The sequence below is a fragment of the Bacillus sp. AFS012607 genome (assembly GCF_002558005.1).
GTDB classification, from domain to species: Bacteria; Bacillota; Bacilli; order Bacillales; family Bacillaceae_G; genus Bacillus_A; species Bacillus_A thuringiensis_S.
Genome location: NZ_NTVM01000010.1, coordinates 166,867 through 189,055 on the forward strand (window position 1 = coordinate 166,867; position 22,189 = coordinate 189,055).

Below are 22,189 nucleotides of genomic sequence, written 5' to 3' on the forward strand. Positions count from 1 at the left end.
ATAATTAATTTAGAATTTTTAAATATTCTAAATTTTATAAAGGTGGGGTTTTTGTGAATCTCGTTCAATCTTTGGCTGAAACGGCAAAAAAGAAGGGGGAAAAACCGGCTTATATATTTATGGATCAGTCGGTCTCATATGACCAATTAAACAAAATGGTCACAAGGTTTTCTAGCAATTTAGCAGAAATGGGCATTGGAAAAGGGGACAATGTCGCATTAGTTGTTGGGAACTCACCACATTTTTTGGTCGGTTTATACGGAACAATGAAAGCCGGAGCAACTGTTATTCCAGTTAATCCAATTTATACAGCAGACGAAATGCATTACATTTTACAAAATGGAGATGTAAAAACAATCATCGTACTCGACGTCCTTCTACCTGTTATACAATCTCTTACAACAAGACTTCCTTCATTAGAAAACATCATCATATGCGAAACCTCATCAGATTTTAACCATACAGAAACCGAAAAAATGAAAACGTTTACTAGTTTTGTGGGGGCTGGAGATTTACAATACGAAGGCCCTGAACTAGATGAAGAGGATGTAGCGGTTATCCTATACACTTCAGGTACAACTGGAAAACCGAAAGGCGCTATGCTCACACATAAAAATTTATATAGTAATGCGAATGATGTTGCGTCTTATTTACAATTTACTGCTGACGATCGCGTCGTTGCGGCACTGCCAATGTTCCATGTATTCTGTTTAACAGTTGCGGTAAATGCACCGATTGTGAACGGAGCAACGATTTTAATGTTACCGAAATTTAGTCCGAAAGAAGTATTCCGTATTTGTCGTACGTACGAACCAACGATCTTTGCTGGCGTACCGACGATGTACAATTATTTATATTTATTTGAAGAAGCAAGCGCAGAAGATGTGAAGACGCTTCGCCTTTGTATTTCCGGTGGTGCATCGATGCCTGTTGCTCTTCTGCAAAACTTTGAAAAACGTTTTAACGTTATTGTTTCAGAAGGATACGGTTTATCAGAAGCATCACCAGTTACTTGTTTCAACCCGCTAGATCGTCCTCGTAAACCAGGATCAATTGGCACAAATATTTGGCATGTAGAAAATAAAATTGTAAATGAACTTGGGGAAGAAGTACCTGTCGGCGCAGTCGGCGAATTAATCGTTCGCGGACCTAACGTTATGAAAGGATACTATAATGCACCAGAAGATACAGCTGCGACATTGAAAGACGGCTGGCTATATACAGGTGACTTAGCGAAAATGGATGAAGAAGGTTACTTCTATATCGTTGATCGTAAAAAAGATATCGTCCTAGTTGGCGGTTATAACGTATATCCTCGTGAAGTAGAAGAAGTATTATATACGCACCAATCAGTAGCTGAAGTTGTTGTAATCGGTGTTCCTGATGAAAACTTAGGAGAAGCTGTGCGAGCGTACGTCGTTTTGAAGCAAGCAAACGTAACAGAAGAAGAACTAATGCATTACTGTACGTTACATTTAGCGAAATATAAAGTGCCGAAAAGCATTGAGTTTTTAATAGAATTACCGAAGAATACGACGGGTAAATTGTTAAGAAGAGCATTGAGAGAGAAAGCGATGCAAGTGTAATGAAGAAAAGGTCCCCTAAAAGATATTTTAGGAGACCTTTTCTTTGTTTATCGTAATAACTTTTTCTCATATGAAATGTAGTAGGAAGTTTGTATATATAATAGCGGAGCGTGTTCAAATAACTATTTGGTACTAGTAGTAATGAAGATATTCTTCCTACTTTCTTACATGAAATTTTTAATTTTGGATATTTGTATCATATGTTTCTGCAACAAACACAAAGTCTACATGCTCTTTATCAATAAAAATACTTGTTTTAGATGGAAGACCTGTTATGGTAGAAACAATATCAACCTCAACAAGGTCAAATCCTACACGATAAGCATCTGCAATTTCAATTCCACCAGTTAGAAAATGCAATCCATCCCCAAATGACTTAAATACAAATACATTTTCTTTCAAACTTTTATTATCCATTTCAATCCATTCTTCGTTAATATAAATCTTAAATGTCGTGCACTTTGGAACACACTCGATGTGATGTATCCCTTTATAACTATTAAGCGAAAACATATAGGTATGAGTTTCTTTAAAGTTAATATCTATCCCGTATTTAAAAGCAAAGGTTTTATATACCATTTCATAAAACAATGGCATTACAATATCATCCCATGCGTCATAGGCAAAAGCATGAATTGGTATTAGATGAGGATATAAACTTACAATCGCTTTTTGAAAATTAAGTAAGATGGTTGTATCTGTAATTTCTTTTAAAGAATCATCTATTTCATGGTCATAATCTTTCGAAATTCTGTTATCAATCATATGAAAAACTCCTTACATAGTCTTCTATATACTACGTTTTTCCGCATCATCAGTTTGTGCCTTCTTCAACTAAATTGCAAGTTTAACCGATGATTCCAAAAAAGCCCTTGTCTTATTTTATCAATTGTTAAATGTATTTATCTTTAAACTTCAATACGAAGATTAAACATGAAGGTGCGGGCGGAAAAGTAACAGAAACAAACTTTGTATATGACCCGATTAACCAATTATTAAATGAAGCACTACCAAACGGAACAACTAAATCATACACATATGATGGATTTGGAAACCGTACAAGTGTGAAAGTTGTAGAGAATGGAAAAGAAACAAAATCTATAGCGGCAACATTCAATGAAGGAAATCAGCTTGTAAAATTCGGAAACGAATCGTTAACGTATGATGCGAATGGCAATCGTACGTCTGATGGAAAGTACAAGTATACATGGAATGAAAATGACCAAATTGTAGCGATTACAAAACAAGGTGAAAGCAATGCATTCGCAACGTATAAATATGATGAGGATAATCGTCGTATTGAAAAGAATGTCAATGGTCAAGTAACACGTTACTTCTATGATGGAGATAGTATCAATCCATTGTATGAAACAGATGGAAGTGGAACTGTACTTCGTCAATATGTATACTCAACAAGTGGCGCGCGTCTAGCGATGAAATCAAAAGGACAAACGTTATACTACCATTACAACCCTCGTGGTGATGTCGTTGCGATGACAGATCAAAATAGAGAAGTTGTAGCAACGTATGAATATGATTCGTGGGGTAACGTACTAAAGAGCGACGTAAAAGGTATCGCCGCAGACAATCCATTTGGATATGCGGGATACATGTATGATAAAGAAATTGGGATGTACTATCTGATTGCGCGTTATTATAATCCGGAGCATGGTGTGTTCTTATCGGTGGATCCTGATCCGGGTGATGAAGATGACCCAATTACCATGAATGGGTATACGTATGGTGATAATAATCCAGTAATGTTGATAGATCCAGATGGTAATATACCTGTTGCTCCACTTGTAATAGCGGGTGCAAGGATGGCTGCCCCTCATATAGCACGTTATGCAGCAAAACAAGCAGCAAAACAAGCAGCAAGAAAAGCGAAAAAAAGAGCTACATTAGCAGCTAATAAAAGAGCAGGAGCAAGGGCTGAGGAACTTGCAAAATCGGCATTAAAGAAAAAGGGATATGATGTATTAGGAAGTCAAGTTAGTGTTCGTACTTCTAAAGGTATTAGAAGGGTTGATCATTTAGTTAGAACACCTCGTGGCAAATTACTGGCGGTAGAAGTTAAAGCTGGTAATGCTAGAGGAACTGCGATGCAGTTAAAAAAGGATAAGCTAATGAGGAAACAGGGAGGAAAGATTATAGGGAAGAATGCCCCTCGTAGATTGAAAGACCAAGTTCGTAAAATACGAACCGTTGTTGTCACCCCTAAGTAAGGAGGATAGTTATTATGAATAAAAAAGAACTAAAATTAAAGTTATTGCAAGGTCTAGGTGAAGCATTAAAAGAAAACGGTTATAAGACTAGAACTACACAACAAGACCTGGTGAAAAAATTTGATAAAGGAAAAATCAGTATACATTTAGCCTTTATCAATCACCCAGAAGATTTTCATGTGACGGTGGATGTGGGAATTCGGTTTGACGAATTAGAAAATATGAAAAATCAATGGGATGAAGGTTTAACAATTAAAGAGAAAAAGGAAACCTATACGATTGGGGTTGAGTTAGGGAATTTAGTCCATAGGGAGCAAAAAAGGTGGCGTGTTGAAAAGGAAGAAGATATTTTACCTGTTACTATGGATATTTTAAAAGAAGTTAAGGAATACTTCATTCCATATATTGATAAGTATGTAGATGTGGAAAATGTATTTGATTTATGTGTAAGAGATGATGATGAGGCTGGATTAATAGGGACAATATTTGATGGGGCTCGAGCAAAAAATGCTATTGGATTAGCCTTGTTATTAAATAAAGAAGAGATGTTAGAACAAATCATTGAGAAAAAGAAAGAGTATTTAAAGACGAGGGATAAATTTGAATTGGAGTTATTTGAAAACTTTCTTTCTAATATGAATCTAGGATAAACAAGGTTAGTTATTCATTTTCGTGAGTATAGTGGGGTTAATTGTTTATATCTGGTTTTTCTGGCTGGAAAAACATTAAACTCTAGATTTTCTATTAATTATAAATATTAGTAGCCCCTAGAAGGAAACATTCGACGTTTTTATGATTAGACATAAACTTCGAATGTAACTTATAGGGGTTTTTATTTACAGGTTTTATAATGCTGGAAAGTCCATATCGAATTTTAGTGCCTGCGAGTGATGATGGTGCACTGTAACCTTGAGCAGTAGCGATAGACTTAGCCTTTAATAGCAAAACCCCCACAGAGTTTAGTCAACTTACCTTTTTAAAGAGTGTATCAAAGAATTATTTATTTTTATAAATTAAATGATTAAGAACCATTATTTCGATTATGAAAAAGAAGTATTATTATAAAATGCTAGAGAGACGCTTTTTATTAATTTAATTTATTTGAGTTCAATTATATTATGTGAAATAGGAGTGAGAATTTTGTTCCAAACGATAATTTACGATAAAGCTAAATATCATTATGAAGGAGATTTCCCACAAGAACTACCGATGGAGCAAGCATTTGTACATACTGGAATGTTCTTAGGTTGGATTATTGATAATAATTTATTTAGTGATGAATTCTTAGAAGAGACTGAAGAGGAAATTAATAAATTTAAGCTTAGAAAAATGACTGGAACTCAAGTTTATATGTTCTGGGATGGGGTTTTAAGCGATGACATGTTAAATGATGAAGGGAATCAATTTGCAATAGATTATTTTGATTTTGAAAAAGGTTTATATTTAGATGATTATGATGATGTATTTTTAGAGTGTGATACATTATATCAAGTGCAAGATACTTGGGAAAATTACTTTAAATTAAAAGAAGTGATTGATATTAGGTATACAGAATGGAAAAAACTTAAAAATAACGGGTAAAGAGGACTTTAAGTAATGGAATATTTTTTGTTCCAAATGAAGGTTTATTATATGCTGTAGAAAAAGGAGAGAAATAATGAAATTCCCAAAAGATGAAGATGGACAAGTATTAAATATGTTATATAAACAAGGTATAGATTTTAATAAAAAACATATAGTAGATTTCTTTATTGCAATTCCTGATCAAGGTAATGGAGAAAAAATAATTGGCAGACTACAAGAGCTGGGCTTAAATTGTGAATTAGATTATAATGAAGAATTTGAAGATTGGACATGTACTTGTTCTAAAGAAATGTTCTTAATTTATGAGGATATTGTAGAGATGCAAAAGGAATTGAATAAACTGGGTGAAGAGTTTGGTGGATATACAGATGGTTGGGGTGCATTTGTGTAATGTTGAATTTATTTATCGTGATAAAATAAATTAGACGGAGTAAAGAAACTATTTACGGAAAGAAGGGCTTATATAAGTTCTTCTTTCTTTGTATATATTAAGATATCTTAGTGATAGAAACGTATATGATATGTGGGCGGGGGGCTATTGGTAAAAGCCCGATTGGTAAGGGCTAATTAAAGTTTCACTTTATATAGGTTTTGAGAGAGTAAGATATAAGATATATTGTTTGTAGTGGAGATCTTGAATGAAGGGAGCGTGTGATAATTGGCAATGACGGATGAACAATTCGAGAATTATCTTGTTATGTGTTATGACAAATTAGAAAGTAAACAGCAAAAATTCATTTCGGATTATAATATCTATAACTTTGATGAGTATTGGTATGATCAAGATCAATGTATATTACAGTTTAAAAAAAATGGTCAAGTATTACTTGAATTTAGTGTTGTTTTTATAGGTTCTTGGTCTGAAAAGAGTAACAGTTGGATGTGGTCTTGGGTTAATGAGAATGTGGCTGATTATGCAAGAAGTAAGTCTAACTGTTTGAAAGATTTACAAAAGATTACAGGAAGTGAGGTTTTTATAAATCCACTTTTTGAATGCGATCAAGAAATGGCGTATGAGCTAGCAGCCTTTTCCATTGAATATTTAGATGCAGAAGGAGTGTATATAGCACCAGGTGAGAGAAGTGATGTATTTATGGCTGTTATGTCACCGCGTGCGTTGTGAGTAAGCATATTAAAAATATAGATAAGGTAGAATGAAAAAGGAGTACAGTTTAATAAATTAATAAAAGGTATCATAGGTCCCTGATGCCATGGTGATAAATTTAAAGGAGTGAATTATATTGCTTGAAGTAAAGTTTTACGATTGGAAAAAAAAACGTCCTAAAAAACATTATTTGCTTGTACATGAAATTAGAATTTTTGAGCTAATTTTCTCAAAGAAAGTTAGCGAGTTTGAGATGGGATTAAGAGAGATTGAAAAAGTAACTGTCTTTTGTTTAGCTAACGAAAACACTGATATTTCATATGAAGTAAATAGAGCTTTGGGTGAAATTCGTATATATGTTCCATATGATTTTATGGACTTTTTAGCATTAAATTCAGTTGAAGAGAAATACAAAGAGTTTTGCAAATTAGTACGCCAATATGTTGTCCCTGGACTTGAAGAAAACTCTACTCTTTCATCATCTGTTGTTAAAGGGTATATAGAGGAATCTTTAGATGAAATTGTGAAGCAAAACTATGAAGGAATATTTTTAGTTGGGAAGACACCTAAGAAAAGCCCAAGCCGTAAGAGGATAGCGATATTAAAAGGAATTCATCGTGTTAAAGGTTTCCAACTACGATGTGAAGTGTATGATGAAAAGGGATTAAAGATTCGAGATCAACTATTGGTGGAAGAAGTAGGAAATGAAATGGTGTATGCAAGATTTTTGGGTACCTTAAAATGGGAAAGTGAAAATCTAATAGTAGTTCAATCTAAATCCAGTAGTTGGAAAGAAGAAATCTATCTTTAATAACAAGGTTGTATAGTAGAAAGAGGGTTGTAGAGCATAAATGAATTTTTTTCGAAAAAATAAATTAAGTGACATTCAGAAAAAATACTATGAACATTTTGGAGAGCCGATTCAATTTGTTAATTATTATAGCCGCGGATCGGTTATGTATTTTCAAACGGATGATAGGCTTTATTATGTTAATTTACTGAATGTATGAGGTGATAAATGTGAATGAACGTCTAAAGAAAATTGCAATGTTAAGAGAAAAGGTAGAGGAAAAGGCTACTAGAGAAAAGTTTTTAATGTTATGTCCGTCTATAAAAGAATTTGAGATTATTAGCGGGAAGAAAATTGCTTCATTAGTAAACTTTTTAATTGATGAAACACCGAATCCTATCAAAGTTATGAGTGAATTAAATGCTGAACAAGTTATCAATGAAATAAAAGAATTTGAACGTGAATTAACTAGTTTATTGTCTAAGAAGATTATTGTATGGTATGCACATGAAAATTGGGACTTTGGTGTGCAATTAGAAGATTTCATGTTATATACAAAAGAAGTATTACATTTCATTGGATATGACGATGCTCAAAGAGGATTAATTTATTCTAGCCTTATTGTAGTAGATGAAGCAATGAGAAGTGCTTTTTCTTTTCTAAAGAATGAGTATAATGTCGAGATAGTACTATGGAAAGAAAGCTGAGTGTATTAGAGTGTTTTAAAACAAATTGGATGAATGGTTGAATTTATTATTAGAAGAAGTGGTGCGTGGTTTAGTGTGATAGAAAGAAAAAGAGAGTCTTCAAGGGATATGTATAAGAGAGTAAAGGAGAGGAAATATGTCTTTTTATAAAAAGGAAATAAAAGGGGATAAATTGATTATAAGTGACGAAAGCATTGATATTTTAATGGATGCTTTTCAAAATAAAGGTGAAGAGATGCCTAAAAATATATCATGGAATTTCATAGCGACGGTATTACTCGCGGGATCTTATTATGAATAAGTAAAAAAACGAAGAGTCTAAATAGTCCCTTCGTTTTTTTACTTATTTTTTCTCTACTAACTTTTTATTCTTCCAATCTAGTGTGAACAATTTATTAAATGTTTTTTGATCAACGTCTTTTACGTTGTTTCCAACCCAGTTTGCAGTTCCGAATGTGAAGCCTGGACGAAGTTGGTAGTCGTCGGCGTGTTTTGTATAAGCGACTTGTAAGTTAGATTGATCTGTATTTTTTTCAGAGATAACAACAGCAATCATACCAGGAGAGAAACCGCTATTTGTTAATGCTGGAAGTTGATCCATCGGTATTAAATTACCTTTTGCATCAGATTCATATAAGTATGTGCGAGAGTACATGAACAGTTGGTTTCCGTATAAAGAATGGTAGGAATCACGTGTGTAAATACCCCAGTTTTGATTGTTATATCCGTTAAAGAATACGTTCCATTTTACGTTTTTGTTTGTTTGGTCAATTAAATTTGTTTTATAACTAGTTTGTTTATAGCTTACAGAGTCCGACCAAGTGACTTGACCAGTTGCACCCGCTTCAGCGCTAGGGCCATTAGGCGTTACAGAAGCTTTAACAGAGCCACCAAGTTGATAAGATACGCTAGATGTTACAGTCGTTTCTTCTACAGCATTTGTAGGTGCTACGTTAAAGAAACGAGCGCTGTTATCTTGAAGGTTAAATGCAACATCATATTGTGAAGGATAACGTAATGTTGCACTAGCGCCAGGGATTGGGTAGTTATCAATAGGTGCATCACTTATAGTAGGATTTGCTTTTAGAAAACTACCAGTTGTATTAATAACGGCAATCTGTTTATCAGCGCTAGGGTCATCGATAAAAGTTACCTTTAAAGACATTGTCATATTATCAGCTTGATCATTATTAAATGTATTATAGCTCGTATGTGTTTTTGCATTTTGCCCGATATCTGTTACAACTTGTGACGTCGTTTGAGCGTAAGCAGCAGGTGTTGAAAGAGTTACAGCGCTACTAGCAAAAACAGCGGATAATGCTAAACATTTTAAGTATGTTTTAGAACGTTTCATACAATCACTTCCTTGTATCTTTGTCGATATATGTCGTATTACATTTATATCGTAACATGAAAATAAAACGGAAGGGATAGTTATGCATAATTGCATAGGTGAGTTTTGGATAGTGAAATTTTATGAATCCTTCTCAAGGGAATCGCCGCTGTATTGTTTATATATTCCTCCTCATCAACTCCCCAACTTGCGTCGCAACAAACGCAACATCACTATCAATTTCATCCAATACGTACGATTCCAAAATGCCCATTACAGCTGTTCCTAAAAATTTTAAGACGATATGTTTATCGATGTTTTTATTTACTGATGTGTTTGTGTTTAATTTTTTTTCTATTTCACCCATGATGAAAGTTAGTAATTTTTTTTGAAATGATAATGTACTGTTACTTCTAAATAGTGCCGCGAAAAATGGTTTGTGCTCTTTGAAGTATTCAAACCATATAACAGTTCCTTCTATATAACCTTTGTTTTGTTTCTCATAGCATATTTCTTTTAGTTGGTCTAAATGATCATCCACAATTTTATCTAATAAATTGTACTTATCTAGATAGTGTAAGTAAAAAGTTTTTCGCCCGATGTTTGCTTTTTCTGTAATGTTTTTTACTGTAATTTCGTCAAAACCATCTGTAATTAACATCTCTATAAATGTGGATTGAATGGCTTTTTGTGATTTTATAATTCTTCTATCGATTTTCTCCATATGGTGTTCCTCCGTTGTTGATACACATATTTCGTTACGTGTGTATTATCACCCAAATGCGTAAATGTGGTCATTGAAACAAGTGGTTGCTCGCTTTATTATAAATATACACGTGAGTAATAACTCTCACAAGTGTAAAATTAAAAATAAGATAAGGGTGGTTTTATATATGGCAGTTACGAAGAAAAATGTAAGATTTTATGCAAGAGGTTTACAAGTTGCAGGTATTTTGAACATTCCTGAAGGTGCTGAGGAAAAGAAACAAAATGCAGCGATTGTTTGTGTGCATCCAGGTAGTAGCTGTAAAGATCAAACAGCAGGATTGTATGCCGAGAAGTTAGCGGAACAAGGATATGTAACGCTTGCGTTTGATGCATCATATCAAGGTGAAAGTGAAGGTGCGCCGAGGTATATTGAAGAGCCAGCTGCGCGAGTTGAGGATATTCGCTCAGCAGTAGATTATGTAACTACCCTTCCTTATATAGATGAAGAACGTATCGGTGTGTTAGGCGTGTGTGCAGGCGGTGGTTATGCAGTAAATGCTGCGATGACAGAGCGCCGCATTAAAGCGGTTGGCACAGTTGTTGGTGCAAATATTGGCCGATTAAATCGTGAAGCTGATCCAATTGGGGTGTTAGAGGCGATTGGTAAACAACGTACTGCTGAAGCACGCGGAGCAGAGGAACTGATTACAAATTGGATTCCTAAAAATCAGGAAGAGTTAGTAGCAGCGGGTATGACGGATATAGATATTGTAGAAGCAGTTGAGTATTACACAACGCCGCGAGGTCAAAGTGTGAACTCGCCAAATAAGTTAAACTTTACGAGTATGGGATCCGTAATCGGTTTTGATGCGTTCCATTTAGCAGATACGTTATTAACGCAGCCGCTGCAAATTATTGTCGGCAGTAAGCAAGGCGCATTCGGTTCTTATAAAGATGGTCATGAGCTGTATGAGAAAGCAGCTTCAGAGAAAAAAGATTTACTTGTTGTGGAAGGTGCGAGTCATTACGATTTATACGACCAACCAGAACCAGTAAGAATTGCAGTTGAAAAATTAACAAGTTTTTATAAAGAGCATTTGTAAAAACAATGTTGATATAAATGGTGCCTATAGTTGTTAGATACAAGTCTAACAACTATAGGTTTTTACTATGATGAGCGAAGTGCTTAATATTTACGTTATAAGTGCATAACAAGTTATAATAGAAGAAATCAATAAGGAGGCTGGCTGTGAAGAATCTTCGTTATCTCAATATATTTACCATATTAATTATATACACACTACTTATGTTTTACATCGGCTGGAACGGATGGGTTTGGCTTCATGCGGTATTTGGCTGGGAATCTTGGGGATATTATGCTTTCATAGTCGCATTTATTTCATATGCGTACATTCTCGTGCAAGTGTTTAAGTTTTTGCCATTTCTGCGAACGATAGGTTCGATTTGGTTTGCGGTCATACAATATGCGCTTATGTTGTTGCCATTAGCTAATATTATGGTCTTTCTTTTACAGTTTTCAGTGGAGAAAGAAGCGGCAATTATTTGGACAGGAACGGCTGTGATAGCTGCATTTATCTTTATCTTTGCGTATGGAGTATTTAATGCGTATAGTCCGGTAGTAAGAAAGTACGAGGTGCACATACCGAAAAAGGTAGAGGGGCGTAAAAGTTTACGCATTGCGATGGCTTCTGATATGCATTTCGGTAAACTGTCTGGCGTTTCGCATTTAAAAAGACTTGTTCGTCATGTAAATGAGATGGAACCTGATATTATTTTACTGCCAGGTGATATTATCGATGATCATCCAGGTGTGTTCATTCAAAAGAATATGGGACCAATCATGAAACAAATGAAAGCACCATTAGGCGTATATGGTGTTTTAGGAAACCATGAATACTACGGTAGAGCGGTTCCAGAGTTTTTACAAGAGATGGATAAGATTGATATTCGTATTCTTTTAGATGAAGTAATTACAATTGAAGGTGACTTTTATCTCGTTGGAAGAAGAGATAAAACAGAGCGAGATCGCCAAAGCTTTGAACAATTAATGAGTACGGTAGATAAATCGATGCCAGTTATCGCAATGGATCATCAACCATTTGAGTTGAAACAAGCAGCGGATGCTGGCGTCGATTTACTATTATCCGGCCACACGCACCGCGGACAAATGGCACCGAACCATATTGTAACGAGAAGAATGTACGAATTAGACTGGGGATACGCACAAAAAGGTGCATTCCACGCGATTGTTTCTTCTGGTTTCGGATTCTGGGGACCGCCGCTTCGACTTGGAAGTAGGTCGGAGATTGTGCAGGTAGAAGTTACATTTGAATAGGGGTTATGAAATAGAGAGCTGATGGCTCTCTATTTTTTAAAATAAAAACAAATAACAATAAATATTTATGTTGGTGCTAATTTCATAAAAGAGATACGATTATAAGACTCGATCAAAATAAAGGGGGATTGTAAGTGATCATATCAGATGTACTATACGGAGAATTTGAAGTGGATCAAGTAGTAGAAGAATTAATTTCAAGTAAGTCTATGCAAAGACTAAAGGGAATTCATCAAGCAGGCGCAAGTTACTTAATGAACGAGAAATGGAATGTAACTCGCTTTGAGCATTCAGTGGGTGTTATGTTATTAGTGAAAAAACTAGGTGGTTCAGTAGAAGAACAGATTGCTGGTTTACTGCATGACGTATCGCATACTGCTTTTTCCCACGTGATTGATTACGTTTTTCATAATGAGGGTGAAAGTTATCATGAAGAGATATTTAGTTCTGTCGTGAAAAACTCAGAAATTCCAGCGATTCTTGCGAAGTATGGTTATAACTATGAAGATATTTTGTTAGATGATTCGAAATGGACGTTACTCGAAAGGTCAGCACCAGAATTATGCGCAGACAGAGTGGATTATACATTACGAGATATGTATACATATGGGTATGTTTCTTTAGAAGAAGTTCACAGTTTTTTAGAGGATGTCATCGCAGTAGAAGGGAAGATGGTTCTTCAAAGTATCGAAGTAGCAGAATGGTTTACAGAAACGTATTACAAAGAAGTAATCGATTTCTTTATGAAACCAATGAATATTTACGGAAATGATATGTTAGTGAAAACGTTAAAGTTAGCTCTTCATAAAAAGGTTATTCATGCAGATGATTTCCTTCTTGAAGATGCTGAGCTTATTTCGAAATTGCAGCAATGTAATGATTCAGAAGTCCATGCTTTATTAAGAAAAGTTCATCCCAATGTAAAAGTAAAAGAAGATAGAGACGATTACGATTTGTATCAGAAAAATAAAGTCCGTCTTATTGATCCTCCGTTACTTTGTGAAGATGAAGTTATTCACTCGTCTGTTGTGTCAGAAAGCATAAGACAGATGAATGATATTGCTTATGAAAAAGCGGTGAGAGGGATATATGTGAAATTGATTTAAAAGAAAAAGGGTTGTTTGTATGGAAATGTGTTACATTTTTACGATACTATTTCATTTTATCATAAAGATACCTTTTATGGTAAAAAATAAAAATTGTAAAGTTTTCCATTGATAATAATTTGTGAAAAAAGTACTAATTTTTAATGTGTAAAAAATAATAAATATTTTTAATGGATGCTTTAGAATCTTTCGGTCTTTATATATAGATTTTTATATTTTTTAAGGTAATTTAAAGAATTTTGTCGTTTTTTGTTGTGATTCTTATATTATGATACATATAATGTTCGGAGTTAGCTATTATAACATAAAAATTTTAAAAAACCAGAATTGAATCATATTGTTTATTTTAATATAATTTAATTGTTAATTAATAACATATTTGGGGTATGATTCTTTATTGAGGTGAGAATTCTTTTTTATATAGGGGGATTTACAAAATGGTTAAAACGGCAAAGCCTGAAATGATGAATGAATTAAAAGAAATAGTTTACAAATTCTTTCCAAAAAATATTATGAAAGAAGAAGAATTGTACGAAGAATCTAAAGAACATAAACGATTTATAGAGCTAAAAGAAACGTTTATAGAAAACGAAAGCTCTCAACAGGAAGTTTTGTCTTTAATCGAGTCAACATTTTGCGATGAGCATGTATCAGATTGTACAGATTTAAACCTATATAATTGTCTAGAATATAACGTGTTGTTAAATGGAAGAGAACCGATGTTAAATGATGATATTGAGTGGATACAAAAATCAAGAGGTGAGCGTCTTGATTTAGGGGTTTTTGTTAGTTTACTTGATAAATATTATTATTACTACGTATTAAAAACAACATATGATGAAGAGGTAAGGGAATGGACTTTTGAAACAATCGATGTAGAAATGGATACCATTTGTGAATTTGAAACACGAATGAATACAAAAGGTTTTGTAAGAGTAGAGCGTGAGATTGCTAGAACGGCAATACCTGATATAGAAACGGAATGTTTACGTATGGGAGAAGTTAACGTATTCCATGCTTTATTTACGGATTCGGTTAGTGAAATATAAAATATATATGCAGATTGTACTATATTGAAAGAGTCGCTAAGAAAGTAGGATGTTACTAATTTCTTAGCGATTTTTTTATTAATTATCAAACCAATTCCAAATCTCAATATCTCCAAGAGTCGCATAACGTACGTGCGGGGAGTTTTGTAATTTTAATAACTCTTTCGATGGGCCAGTAATAACAATTCCGTATACTTTTACACCGTTATCCTTTACATATTGATAACGTTTATCTAAGTTTAGTTCTTTCTCAGAAAGCGCTGCTATTTTGCTTACCGTTTTTTTATGGATAGAAAGGACGCGCATCATTTCGGTTACTTTGTCTTCTTGCGTTTTCCGCCCGTCAGTTTCATTATCGAGGAATCTTACATGTTCTGGAAACCCTATAGCTTCTCCGCCATGTAGGATATAGTCATCTACATTTTTTCTTTCTTGTCCTGTATCTAAAGCGTACCATACAGGAGTTGGAGGGAGTTCTTGTGCTTCAAATATGCTATATAAAAGCGGTTCTAATTCTTTTAAAGTGTAAGCTTTATCAAAAGAAATTGCTACTTCTGCAACGGTTCCATCATGTACTTTTGCAAGTGTATCCCATACTTTTTTTGATGAATCCTTTAAATAATCACCCTGCTCTGTTTTTGGATGAACAAAGAAGAGTTTTGGTTGATAGAACGGATTCATCCAAGTTCGCTTCGTAACATCTACAGATGATAAGAAGCTTTTTGTTTCTATTGTACCGAGGGGTATTTCTTTTTTACCCACGGTTCGTACTAAATCAAATTGGCTATTCGTACGGAAAAAAGCTTCTACACTTGTTCCGCCTCCCATAACACGGCTATTTGGGATCGTTGCTTCAAGTGTAAGCGAAGGAACCTCTCTAATTTCTTCTAGCCTTTTATCATTATTAGCTTGAAAATAAAAGGCTGATAATACCCCGCCGATTATATAGATAACGATGCAAATTGATAATATAAAACCAAACGTTTGTAAACGATGTTTCCACTTAATCCTCCAAAAAGGAACTTTAAAATCTTTTGGAGGTAACTTTTTCTTAATTGGTTCTGTCTTTGTTAACAGCTCATCTAAGTAAGCTTCACACTTTTCACATGACTCAATATGACTTTCTAACAGTTCTTGTTCATTATGGGTGAGTGTCCCTTTTCCATATTTCTCCCATAGTTTTTTGAATTCTGCACAACCCATCTGTATCACTCCTTTATGCTTTTCGTGTCTTTTCGTCCGCGGTGTAATTCAATTTTTACTTTTGCTAATGAGAGACCGGTCATTTCTGCTATTTCTTTATAGGAGAATCCATAGTAATCTCGTAGTAGCAGGGCATTTCGTCTTTCGAGCGGAAGCGCAGCTAAATTCTCTAACCAACTAGCAATCTCATGTTTTACGAAATATGCATGTTCTGTACTTGGTACGTTTGGTAAATGGAATTCTGCAAGTGCTGTTGTTTTATATTTCTTTTCTTTACGATACCAATCGATAAAGGCGTTGTAGGCAATTGTAAATAACCACGGCCTAATTTCTTCCCCTTTATAATAGTCAATATGGACGAGCATTCGGTAAAATGTTTCTTGCATGAGATCTTCCGCATAGGGGGAATCTCCGGTTAGGGAGAGAAGATAGCGAAATAAATCTTGCATATGTTCTGAGTAAATATTGTTTACGTTTCACTACATTTCCCTCCCTTCATACATAACAACGAAATACATATAAAAAAGTTGCAATTTTTTATGGAATTATAGTAAAAAACGTCAAGAATTGGATAGGATTCTCTTTTATCATAATACATATAAGGCGGGTGAATAGAGATGGAAAGCTATGAAACACAAATTCAAAGGTCAATTGATTATATCGAGGAAGATGTAATGGAAAAACAAACGCTGCGTAATTTAGCGCGGGTTGCAGGTTTTTCTGAGTCGCATTTTCATCGTGTATTTCAGGCGTTAGTAGGGGATACAGTAATGGAGTATGTTCGAAAGAGGAGGTTAGCCCGGGCAGCTTATCAACTTTCTCATACGGATGAAAAAGTTATTGATATCGCGTTTGAACATGGCTTTCAATCTCACGAAACGTTCACGAGAGCCTTTAAAAAATTATTTAAAATGACACCGAGTGAATATCGAAAACAAGAAATCGAAACACCGATGTATTACAGAGTGAATGTAAAGCAAAGAAAATTAAATCCGTATTTAGGGGGCATACAAATGGAATATCGTATTGTAAATAAACCAGAATTTTTAGTGGCGGGTTATGAATTGAAGACGACAAGTAAAGAAGGGAAAAACCATCAAGACATTCCAGTATTTTGGCAAGAATATTTACAAAAAGATCTTGGGACAACGATTCCGAATCGTAAAGATACGAGCCAATGGGTAGAGCTTGGATTATGTACTGATTTTAATTTAGAAACAGGAGACTTCACTTATATTATCGGAATGGAAGTTACAGATTTTGAAAATGTACCAAATGAAATTGCAAAGCGTACTTTCCCGGCAGCAACATATGCAGTATTTACAACGCCGAAAGTTCCTCATGAAGAAATGGTATCGTCTATTCACCAAACTTGGAATGCAGTATTCTCAGAATGGTTCCCGCATTCAGGATATGAACATTGCGGAGTTACAGAGTTTGAACTGTACGATGAGCGTTGCCACGAAGATAAGAGTGAGTTTGCACAAGTAGAGCTTTGGATACCGGTGAAGAAAAAATAATAGGGTAAGAGCGAATCATTGGGAGATGGTTCGCTTTTTCATGAAGGGGGAAATAGGAAAATGTTCAAAAAACTAGAATGTGTATCTATACATACGAAAGATATAGAAAAATCAGTTTCTTTCTATAAAGAAATGGGAATGAAGCAAAACTGGATGATAGAAAGAGAAATAGAAGAAGGAGCTATTTGGACGTTAATAGGATTGAAATTTCCAGATGAGAAAAGTTCGGAGTTAGTAATAAGCAATCATCCGGATATTAATTTTACGGAAGTGGAAGTATTAGTAGAAGATGTACAACAAACGTATGAAAGTTTAAAAGATAATAAAGATGTAAAATGGATTCGCGAAACATTTCCAACGGAATCAGGACATGTTGCAGTAATGGAAGCACCTGATGAGAATGTGTTTGTGTTAGTAGGGAAATAGCTAAAATATGGAGATGACCTTTCATAGTGAGTTGTGAAAGGTTATTTTTACGAGTAGATTGTTAAATTTGTATTGCCTCATCTGTAATACATATGAAAATGGTAAAATAAAATAGCAATTAAATATTGCGGGTGGAAGGTTATGCCCTTTCTTCATTTAATGGAGTAAGGAGGTGTAATCGTATGGAATTTCTTTTGCAAATTTTGTTGGAAATCACAAAAACTATAGCTAGAGAAGGTATAGTTTTGGGATTTAAGAAATTAACGGCAAAAAAGCGCAAAAAGAAGACCACCCGTCTGCCTGCGAAGCGTGGGAAGTCTTCTAAGCGCAAATAAGCTTTAGTTGCAACCTTCCACCTCGCGGTAATTAGTTGCAGTGACGGGGTGTTGGAAGCACCTCGTCTACTTCATTTTATGCAAAACTTATTTAGTTTATACTTCTATTTATAGTATAACAGTTTAGAAATGTATTTGTTAATAGTTTTATTTTTACTTTGTATAGTAGGGGAAGTAGACTGGTATTGTTGGTTTTTGTTGGCAATTCGATATATCTTAAAAATCGCTGATATAACTTCATATACCGCCGAACTATCGCAATAAGCTAGAATAAAAGGCGAGTAACATAATTTCATGTACCATCAAACTTCCCCATAAGAAAAGACGCCACATAGCGTCTTTCCTACGAACGAAACGGAAACACAAGAATAATCGTCGTTCCTTTTCCGAGTGCACTATCAACGGAAATTGTCCCGTTATGAGCATGAACGAGCTGTTTTGTAATGGCTAGGCCAAGTCCAGTTCCGATGTTGCTTTCTTCTGTGTTTGTTCCGCGGTAATATCGTTCAAATAGAAGTTCTTTCGTTTTTTCATCCATTCCTTTTCCGTCATCCGAAATGGAGAGTATAAAGGAATTGGCGTTTTGTGATAGTTTTACGATGACAGTAGTTGTTTCGTTATTATGTTTTACAGCATTTACGAGTAAGTTTTCGATAATACGCTGGAACCATTTTTCTTCAATGAAATATTGAATTTTATTTGAGCTCGGTACGAATTCAATATTTTGATTTTGAAGTGTTGGATTATTAATAAATTGCAATAATACTTTTTGGACGAACTGATTGATTTCAACGTTTACGTGCTGTGCAGGAAGGCTATTATTTTTTAATTGATACGTTAAGCTTAAATCATCAATTAATGTCGTCATATATTGAGATTTCTCTTTCATAACACTACCAAATTGTTGAATATCACGATCGGTCCAGTTGTATTGATTCGATTCTAGTAATAATGCGTAGCCATATATAGAGCTAAGTGGTGTTTTTAAATCATGCGTTAGACCGGTAATCCATTCTTCTCGTGTTTGCTGAAGTACTTGCCTCATCGCATCATTTTTCTTGAGTGTAATAGAAAGGTGTTCTAGTGAACTTGTCACATCTCTAAACAAACGGAATGACCATTTTTCTTTACCAGATCGCCGGAACCTGACAGGCTTTCCTTTTTTACTAATAGGTTCTTCATACTTTCCACCAGCGATATTTTTAAGCCAGCGCATCGCATGTAATAACGGTTTCCCGAATTTATTACCATACCAAATAGAAAGAATGACTAAATAAACAAATACGATAAGAAGGATTAATCCGCATCCAATGAGAAACTTCTTAGTAAATACATCTTCAATTTCGTCATCTGGGTAGTAGTGATCATTTTTTGCAGTTACAACGAGAAGGTTGCCACTATTTGCATCGTAAAAGCTAGAGGTGTTTTCTTTATGATTCCAAGGTTCTTTTTCATTAAGGGCGATTTGTATTGCTGAAAATGTTTTTTTCTTTCCGGTTGTATAAGAAAAAACCTCTTCGCCATTTTGATTAAATATTTGAAGTGCTGCTTTTTCTTTAGACAGTAACTGTTTTTCTTGATCTGTTAATGTGAACGAATCCATTGTTAAAGAGGAATGCTCCTTTTGAATTGCTGTTAGTAAAGCATTGCTTTTTAACATACCACCATAAATAACAAGTACTTTCTTTTCTTCTAATTCAATTTCCCAATATGTAAATTTATAATTACTTTCGATATGATGTTGTATATATGCGACTAAAGATGTCTTCGTATAAGCATTCGGAACATCATTTGGTGTATTAAAGTGGTAGAGGATTTTTCCGTTTTCATCTACAACTTGGAGCCAATCATTTTTCTCCTTTATTAAATCTTGCACTTCAGATTGTAATGAAATATGCCCATCTTCTGAAGAGATGTATCTTGAAATCGTAAAACTATCAGAATCTGGAATGTTAGGTTCATATAAAGTACTAGTAAGAAGAAAAATTAAATAAGTAAAAGCAGCAACTACAGCGATAAGTAATGTAACTAAAACAAAAACGTGTTGCATGATAAATTGAATAATAAGTCGTTTATTAAAATTCATATCTTCACCCTACTTTGTAACGAACTTATAACCAAGGCCGCGAACAGTTTTTATATATTCTGGTTTACTTGGATCGTGTTCAATTTTTTCACGTAGTTTTCGAATGTGGACCATAACAGTGTTGTCATCGCCATTATAGGCAGGTGCTCCCCAAACTTTTTCGTATATTTCCTCTTTCGAAAATACGTAGTTCGGATTCTCGCAAAAGAAGAGTAGTAGTTGAAAGAGTTGAGCGGAACATTCGACAATGTGACCATCCACTGTCAGTTCTGCAGAGTGTTGATCAATTTCAAATCTTCCAAATGAAATCGAGTGTGATTTTTGTTCGTGCGGTACTGCTTGTTTCATATGTCTCCGAAGCTGTGCTTTCATGCGTGCTACTACTTCTAATGGATTAAAGGGCTTCGTAATATAATCATCCGCACCGTATGAAAATCCAGATATTTTATCTAAATCAGATGCTTTTGCTGATAGGAAGAAAATGGGACAATCTGTTTGTTGGCGAATGATTGGACAAATATCAAAACCAGATTGTCCAGGAAGCATTACATCTAAAATAATTAAATCGTAATTGTTTTCCTTAGTTAGAGATAAAGCTATTTCAGCTGATGTTGCAGTTGTAATATGAGAAAAACCTTCTTTTTCAAGAATGGTAGTTAGTAATTGTAAAATTGCTGTTTCATCATCAACGAGTAAAATATTTGCTTGGTACATAAAAATCCCTCCTAATTTTCTCGAATATCATATCATCCTTTTGTAACTTATGGAATTTTTAAGGAAATTTTAAGGTTTTCTTTCGCAAAAAATTAAGAATCAAATGATATGATAAAAGTAACATAGGGGAGGAGATGAGTGTGAATCCGTTTCAAGTGATGCGAGCTAGATATTTTTTAATTGTATTTGCACTATTAATTTTAATAGCGAGAAGTAGTGGCGATTTGCTAACAAGTATATTTCATATACAAAATTCTTCTTTTATAAATATCCTTATATTCTATATCCTTCCGATGGTATGGATTTTTTATGAGTATAAAAAGCATCGCATTTCATTTTCATTGTTTGTTAATAAAAATGAAACATTTAACTTGGTGCAAGTTTTATACATTACGGTTATGTTATGCATATTTAGTTACGGGTATCTTATTTTGTATATGTATAGTTTTGCATGGATCACACCAGACTTTATTATGAATGCATTGCATGAACCGATTATAGATAGTACTGGGGGATATGTATATCAAGTCATTAGGGTTGTATTCATCGCACCAATTATCGGGGAGTTTGTTTTTCGCGGATTTTTACTTCAACGCTTTGCAACAAAATGGGGAACGAGCATAGCGACCATCGTTGTAGCAATATTGTTTGCATTGTTACATGTTGATTTCCTCGGTGCAGCCATATTCAGCATCGTATTGTCAATCGTATATATTCGTACGGAAAGTTTACTCATGCCAATTGCAATACATATGTTAAACAATGCATTTGTAATGGGCGCGTCTTTTTTAATAAGTAGAGAAAAAATTATGAGTTTTGCAGACTTCTCAAATTATACGACATTCTTTCCTGGACTTATTATATTTATAACGGGATTAAACTTAGTACTTATCTTTTTATTTGTTAATCGCAAGTATTGGAGTAAAGAAGTGCCAGTTATATATGCAGAGCAGGAAAAGAGCTTTTCAGATGTAGTCGGGAGTAAATAAGATGAAGAAGACGGTTGAAAAAATATTAAAAGAAATTATAGATGCTACGTCTATTGCAGATATGTGTGATAAAAGCTTTTGTAATTGGATTCAACCTGTAGTAGATACGTTTGTGTTTCCAGAGTATTATTTGTTTTCTAGTAATCATTTAAAAGAAAATATTATTTCTCTTCTTATTGTATTAGGAGTTGTACTAATATTTGGTCTAATTGTAGAAGAAATGATGAAGCGCATCTTCAGAAAAAATGGAGAGAAGTATATGTGGGTTCATAAAGTATTCGAGAAAGTAATAGTGGCTTTCCTTTTGTTTTATAGTATGAAAACAATCATTTACTTTATAGCTTTGAAACATCATTAATTCTAAATT

Annotated in this window: 25 protein-coding genes and 1 pseudogene; 19 read left to right on the top strand and 7 right to left on the bottom strand. The window is 34.3% G+C overall.

Going from position 1 to position 22,189, the window contains the following annotated elements; genetic code table 11:
• The first annotated feature begins 53 nt into the window (after positions 1-53).
• Positions 54-1,586 (top strand): fatty acid--CoA ligase family protein, encoded by a 1,533-nt coding sequence (locus tag CN409_RS11185; RefSeq protein WP_001055198.1) that lies wholly within the window; start codon positions 54-56, stop codon positions 1,584-1,586.
• 177 nt (positions 1,587-1,763) lie between these two features.
• Here CN409_RS11185 and CN409_RS11195 read toward each other — a convergent pair whose 3' ends face one another.
• Positions 1,764-2,351 carry a hypothetical protein gene (locus CN409_RS11195; RefSeq protein ID WP_000566763.1) on the bottom strand — a complete coding sequence of 196 codons (588 nt, stop codon included), beginning with the start codon at positions 2,349-2,351 and terminating at the stop codon, positions 1,764-1,766.
• A 155-nt stretch (positions 2,352-2,506) separates the two neighbouring features.
• Here CN409_RS11195 and CN409_RS11200 point away from each other — a divergent pair.
• From CN409_RS11200 to CN409_RS31800, 9 genes and pseudogenes are all read left to right on the top strand, one after another.
• Positions 2,507-3,376, top strand: a pseudogene (locus tag CN409_RS11200) (RHS repeat domain-containing protein); the annotation flags it as partial.
• 30 nt (positions 3,377-3,406) lie between these two features.
• Positions 3,407-3,811, top strand: a complete 405-nt coding sequence (locus tag CN409_RS32815; protein WP_420975185.1) for a nuclease-related domain-containing protein — start codon at positions 3,407-3,409, stop codon at positions 3,809-3,811.
• A 14-nt stretch (positions 3,812-3,825) separates the two neighbouring features.
• Complete coding sequence (locus CN409_RS11205; RefSeq protein WP_017762899.1) at positions 3,826-4,461, top strand: DUF4304 domain-containing protein; 636 nt, start codon at positions 3,826-3,828, stop codon at positions 4,459-4,461.
• A 490-nt stretch (positions 4,462-4,951) separates the two neighbouring features.
• Complete coding sequence (locus CN409_RS11210) at positions 4,952-5,392, top strand: DUF7832 domain-containing protein (protein WP_000487868.1); 441 nt, start codon at positions 4,952-4,954, stop codon at positions 5,390-5,392.
• Between the two features lie 76 nt (positions 5,393-5,468).
• Entirely contained in the window at positions 5,469-5,786 is a 318-nt protein-coding gene (locus CN409_RS11215; protein ID WP_000671650.1) for a ribonuclease E inhibitor RraB, read from the top strand.
• Between the two features lie 267 nt (positions 5,787-6,053).
• Positions 6,054-6,518: a DUF6882 domain-containing protein gene (locus tag CN409_RS11220; protein ID WP_017762900.1), complete on the top strand. Its 465-nt coding sequence runs from the start codon at positions 6,054-6,056 to the stop codon at positions 6,516-6,518.
• 118 nt (positions 6,519-6,636) lie between these two features.
• Positions 6,637-7,311, top strand: coding sequence for a hypothetical protein (locus CN409_RS11225; protein ID WP_000895167.1), 675 nt, complete (start codon positions 6,637-6,639; stop codon positions 7,309-7,311).
• 209 nt (positions 7,312-7,520) lie between these two features.
• Positions 7,521-7,997: a hypothetical protein gene (locus tag CN409_RS11230; RefSeq protein WP_097980910.1), complete on the top strand. Its 477-nt coding sequence runs from the start codon at positions 7,521-7,523 to the stop codon at positions 7,995-7,997.
• A gap of 136 nt (positions 7,998-8,133) precedes the next feature.
• Positions 8,134-8,298, top strand: a complete 165-nt coding sequence (locus CN409_RS31800) for a hypothetical protein (protein WP_000011711.1) — start codon at positions 8,134-8,136, stop codon at positions 8,296-8,298.
• A 42-nt stretch (positions 8,299-8,340) separates the two neighbouring features.
• Here the strand turns inward: CN409_RS31800 and cytK2 are convergent, their stop codons facing one another.
• Positions 8,341-9,351 carry a beta-channel forming cytolysin CytK2 gene (gene cytK2 / locus CN409_RS11235; RefSeq protein WP_017762901.1) on the bottom strand — a complete coding sequence of 337 codons (1,011 nt, stop codon included), beginning with the start codon at positions 9,349-9,351 and terminating at the stop codon, positions 8,341-8,343.
• 157 nt (positions 9,352-9,508) lie between these two features.
• Positions 9,509-10,054, bottom strand: a complete 546-nt coding sequence (locus CN409_RS11240) for a TetR/AcrR family transcriptional regulator C-terminal domain-containing protein (protein WP_086398432.1) — start codon at positions 10,052-10,054, stop codon at positions 9,509-9,511.
• 169 nt (positions 10,055-10,223) lie between these two features.
• Between CN409_RS11240 and CN409_RS11245 the strand changes: the two genes are divergently transcribed.
• The 4 genes from CN409_RS11245 (at position 10,224) to CN409_RS11260 (ending at position 14,549) form a co-directional block, all read left to right on the top strand.
• A complete protein-coding gene (locus tag CN409_RS11245; RefSeq protein WP_000301546.1) occupies positions 10,224-11,141 on the top strand; it encodes an alpha/beta hydrolase in 918 nt (305 codons plus the stop codon).
• Between the two features lie 146 nt (positions 11,142-11,287).
• Positions 11,288-12,394 (top strand): metallophosphoesterase, encoded by a 1,107-nt coding sequence (locus tag CN409_RS11250; protein WP_016097883.1) that lies wholly within the window; start codon positions 11,288-11,290, stop codon positions 12,392-12,394.
• A gap of 134 nt (positions 12,395-12,528) precedes the next feature.
• A complete protein-coding gene (locus CN409_RS11255; RefSeq protein ID WP_016097884.1) occupies positions 12,529-13,500 on the top strand; it encodes an HD domain-containing protein in 972 nt (323 codons plus the stop codon).
• Between the two features lie 437 nt (positions 13,501-13,937).
• Positions 13,938-14,549: a hypothetical protein gene (locus CN409_RS11260; protein WP_016097885.1), complete on the top strand. Its 612-nt coding sequence runs from the start codon at positions 13,938-13,940 to the stop codon at positions 14,547-14,549.
• A 78-nt stretch (positions 14,550-14,627) separates the two neighbouring features.
• Here CN409_RS11260 and CN409_RS11265 read toward each other — a convergent pair whose 3' ends face one another.
• Positions 14,628-15,752, bottom strand: coding sequence for an anti-sigma factor (locus tag CN409_RS11265; RefSeq protein ID WP_017762904.1), 1,125 nt, complete (start codon positions 15,750-15,752; stop codon positions 14,628-14,630).
• A 5-nt stretch (positions 15,753-15,757) separates the two neighbouring features.
• Positions 15,758-16,201 carry an RNA polymerase sigma factor gene (locus CN409_RS11270; RefSeq protein ID WP_002083051.1) on the bottom strand — a complete coding sequence of 148 codons (444 nt, stop codon included), beginning with the start codon at positions 16,199-16,201 and terminating at the stop codon, positions 15,758-15,760.
• A gap of 168 nt (positions 16,202-16,369) precedes the next feature.
• On the opposite strand from CN409_RS11270, the gene CN409_RS11280 reads away from it, so the two are divergent.
• From CN409_RS11280 to CN409_RS31805, 3 genes are all read left to right on the top strand, one after another.
• Positions 16,370-17,272 (top strand): AraC family transcriptional regulator, encoded by a 903-nt coding sequence (locus CN409_RS11280; RefSeq protein ID WP_048656602.1) that lies wholly within the window; start codon positions 16,370-16,372, stop codon positions 17,270-17,272.
• Positions 17,273-17,332: 60 nt separating this feature from the next.
• Positions 17,333-17,698: a VOC family protein gene (locus CN409_RS11285; RefSeq protein ID WP_016097889.1), complete on the top strand. Its 366-nt coding sequence runs from the start codon at positions 17,333-17,335 to the stop codon at positions 17,696-17,698.
• Positions 17,699-17,880: 182 nt separating this feature from the next.
• Entirely contained in the window at positions 17,881-18,033 is a 153-nt protein-coding gene (locus CN409_RS31805) for a hypothetical protein (protein ID WP_000394945.1), read from the top strand.
• Positions 18,034-18,376: 343 nt separating this feature from the next.
• Here the strand turns inward: CN409_RS31805 and CN409_RS11295 are convergent, their stop codons facing one another.
• Together CN409_RS11295 and CN409_RS11300 are read right to left on the bottom strand one after the other, a co-directional pair.
• Positions 18,377-20,119: a sensor histidine kinase gene (locus CN409_RS11295; protein WP_001010455.1), complete on the bottom strand. Its 1,743-nt coding sequence runs from the start codon at positions 20,117-20,119 to the stop codon at positions 18,377-18,379.
• Between the two features lie 9 nt (positions 20,120-20,128).
• Positions 20,129-20,833: a response regulator transcription factor gene (locus tag CN409_RS11300; protein WP_000283858.1), complete on the bottom strand. Its 705-nt coding sequence runs from the start codon at positions 20,831-20,833 to the stop codon at positions 20,129-20,131.
• A 140-nt stretch (positions 20,834-20,973) separates the two neighbouring features.
• Between CN409_RS11300 and CN409_RS11305 the strand changes: the two genes are divergently transcribed.
• Positions 20,974-21,822, top strand: a complete 849-nt coding sequence (locus CN409_RS11305) for a CPBP family intramembrane glutamic endopeptidase (RefSeq protein WP_001067982.1) — start codon at positions 20,974-20,976, stop codon at positions 21,820-21,822.
• A 1-nt stretch (position 21,823) separates the two neighbouring features.
• Complete coding sequence (locus tag CN409_RS11310; RefSeq protein ID WP_000754347.1) at positions 21,824-22,180, top strand: hypothetical protein; 357 nt, start codon at positions 21,824-21,826, stop codon at positions 22,178-22,180.
• Positions 22,181-22,189: the final 9 nt, after the last annotated feature.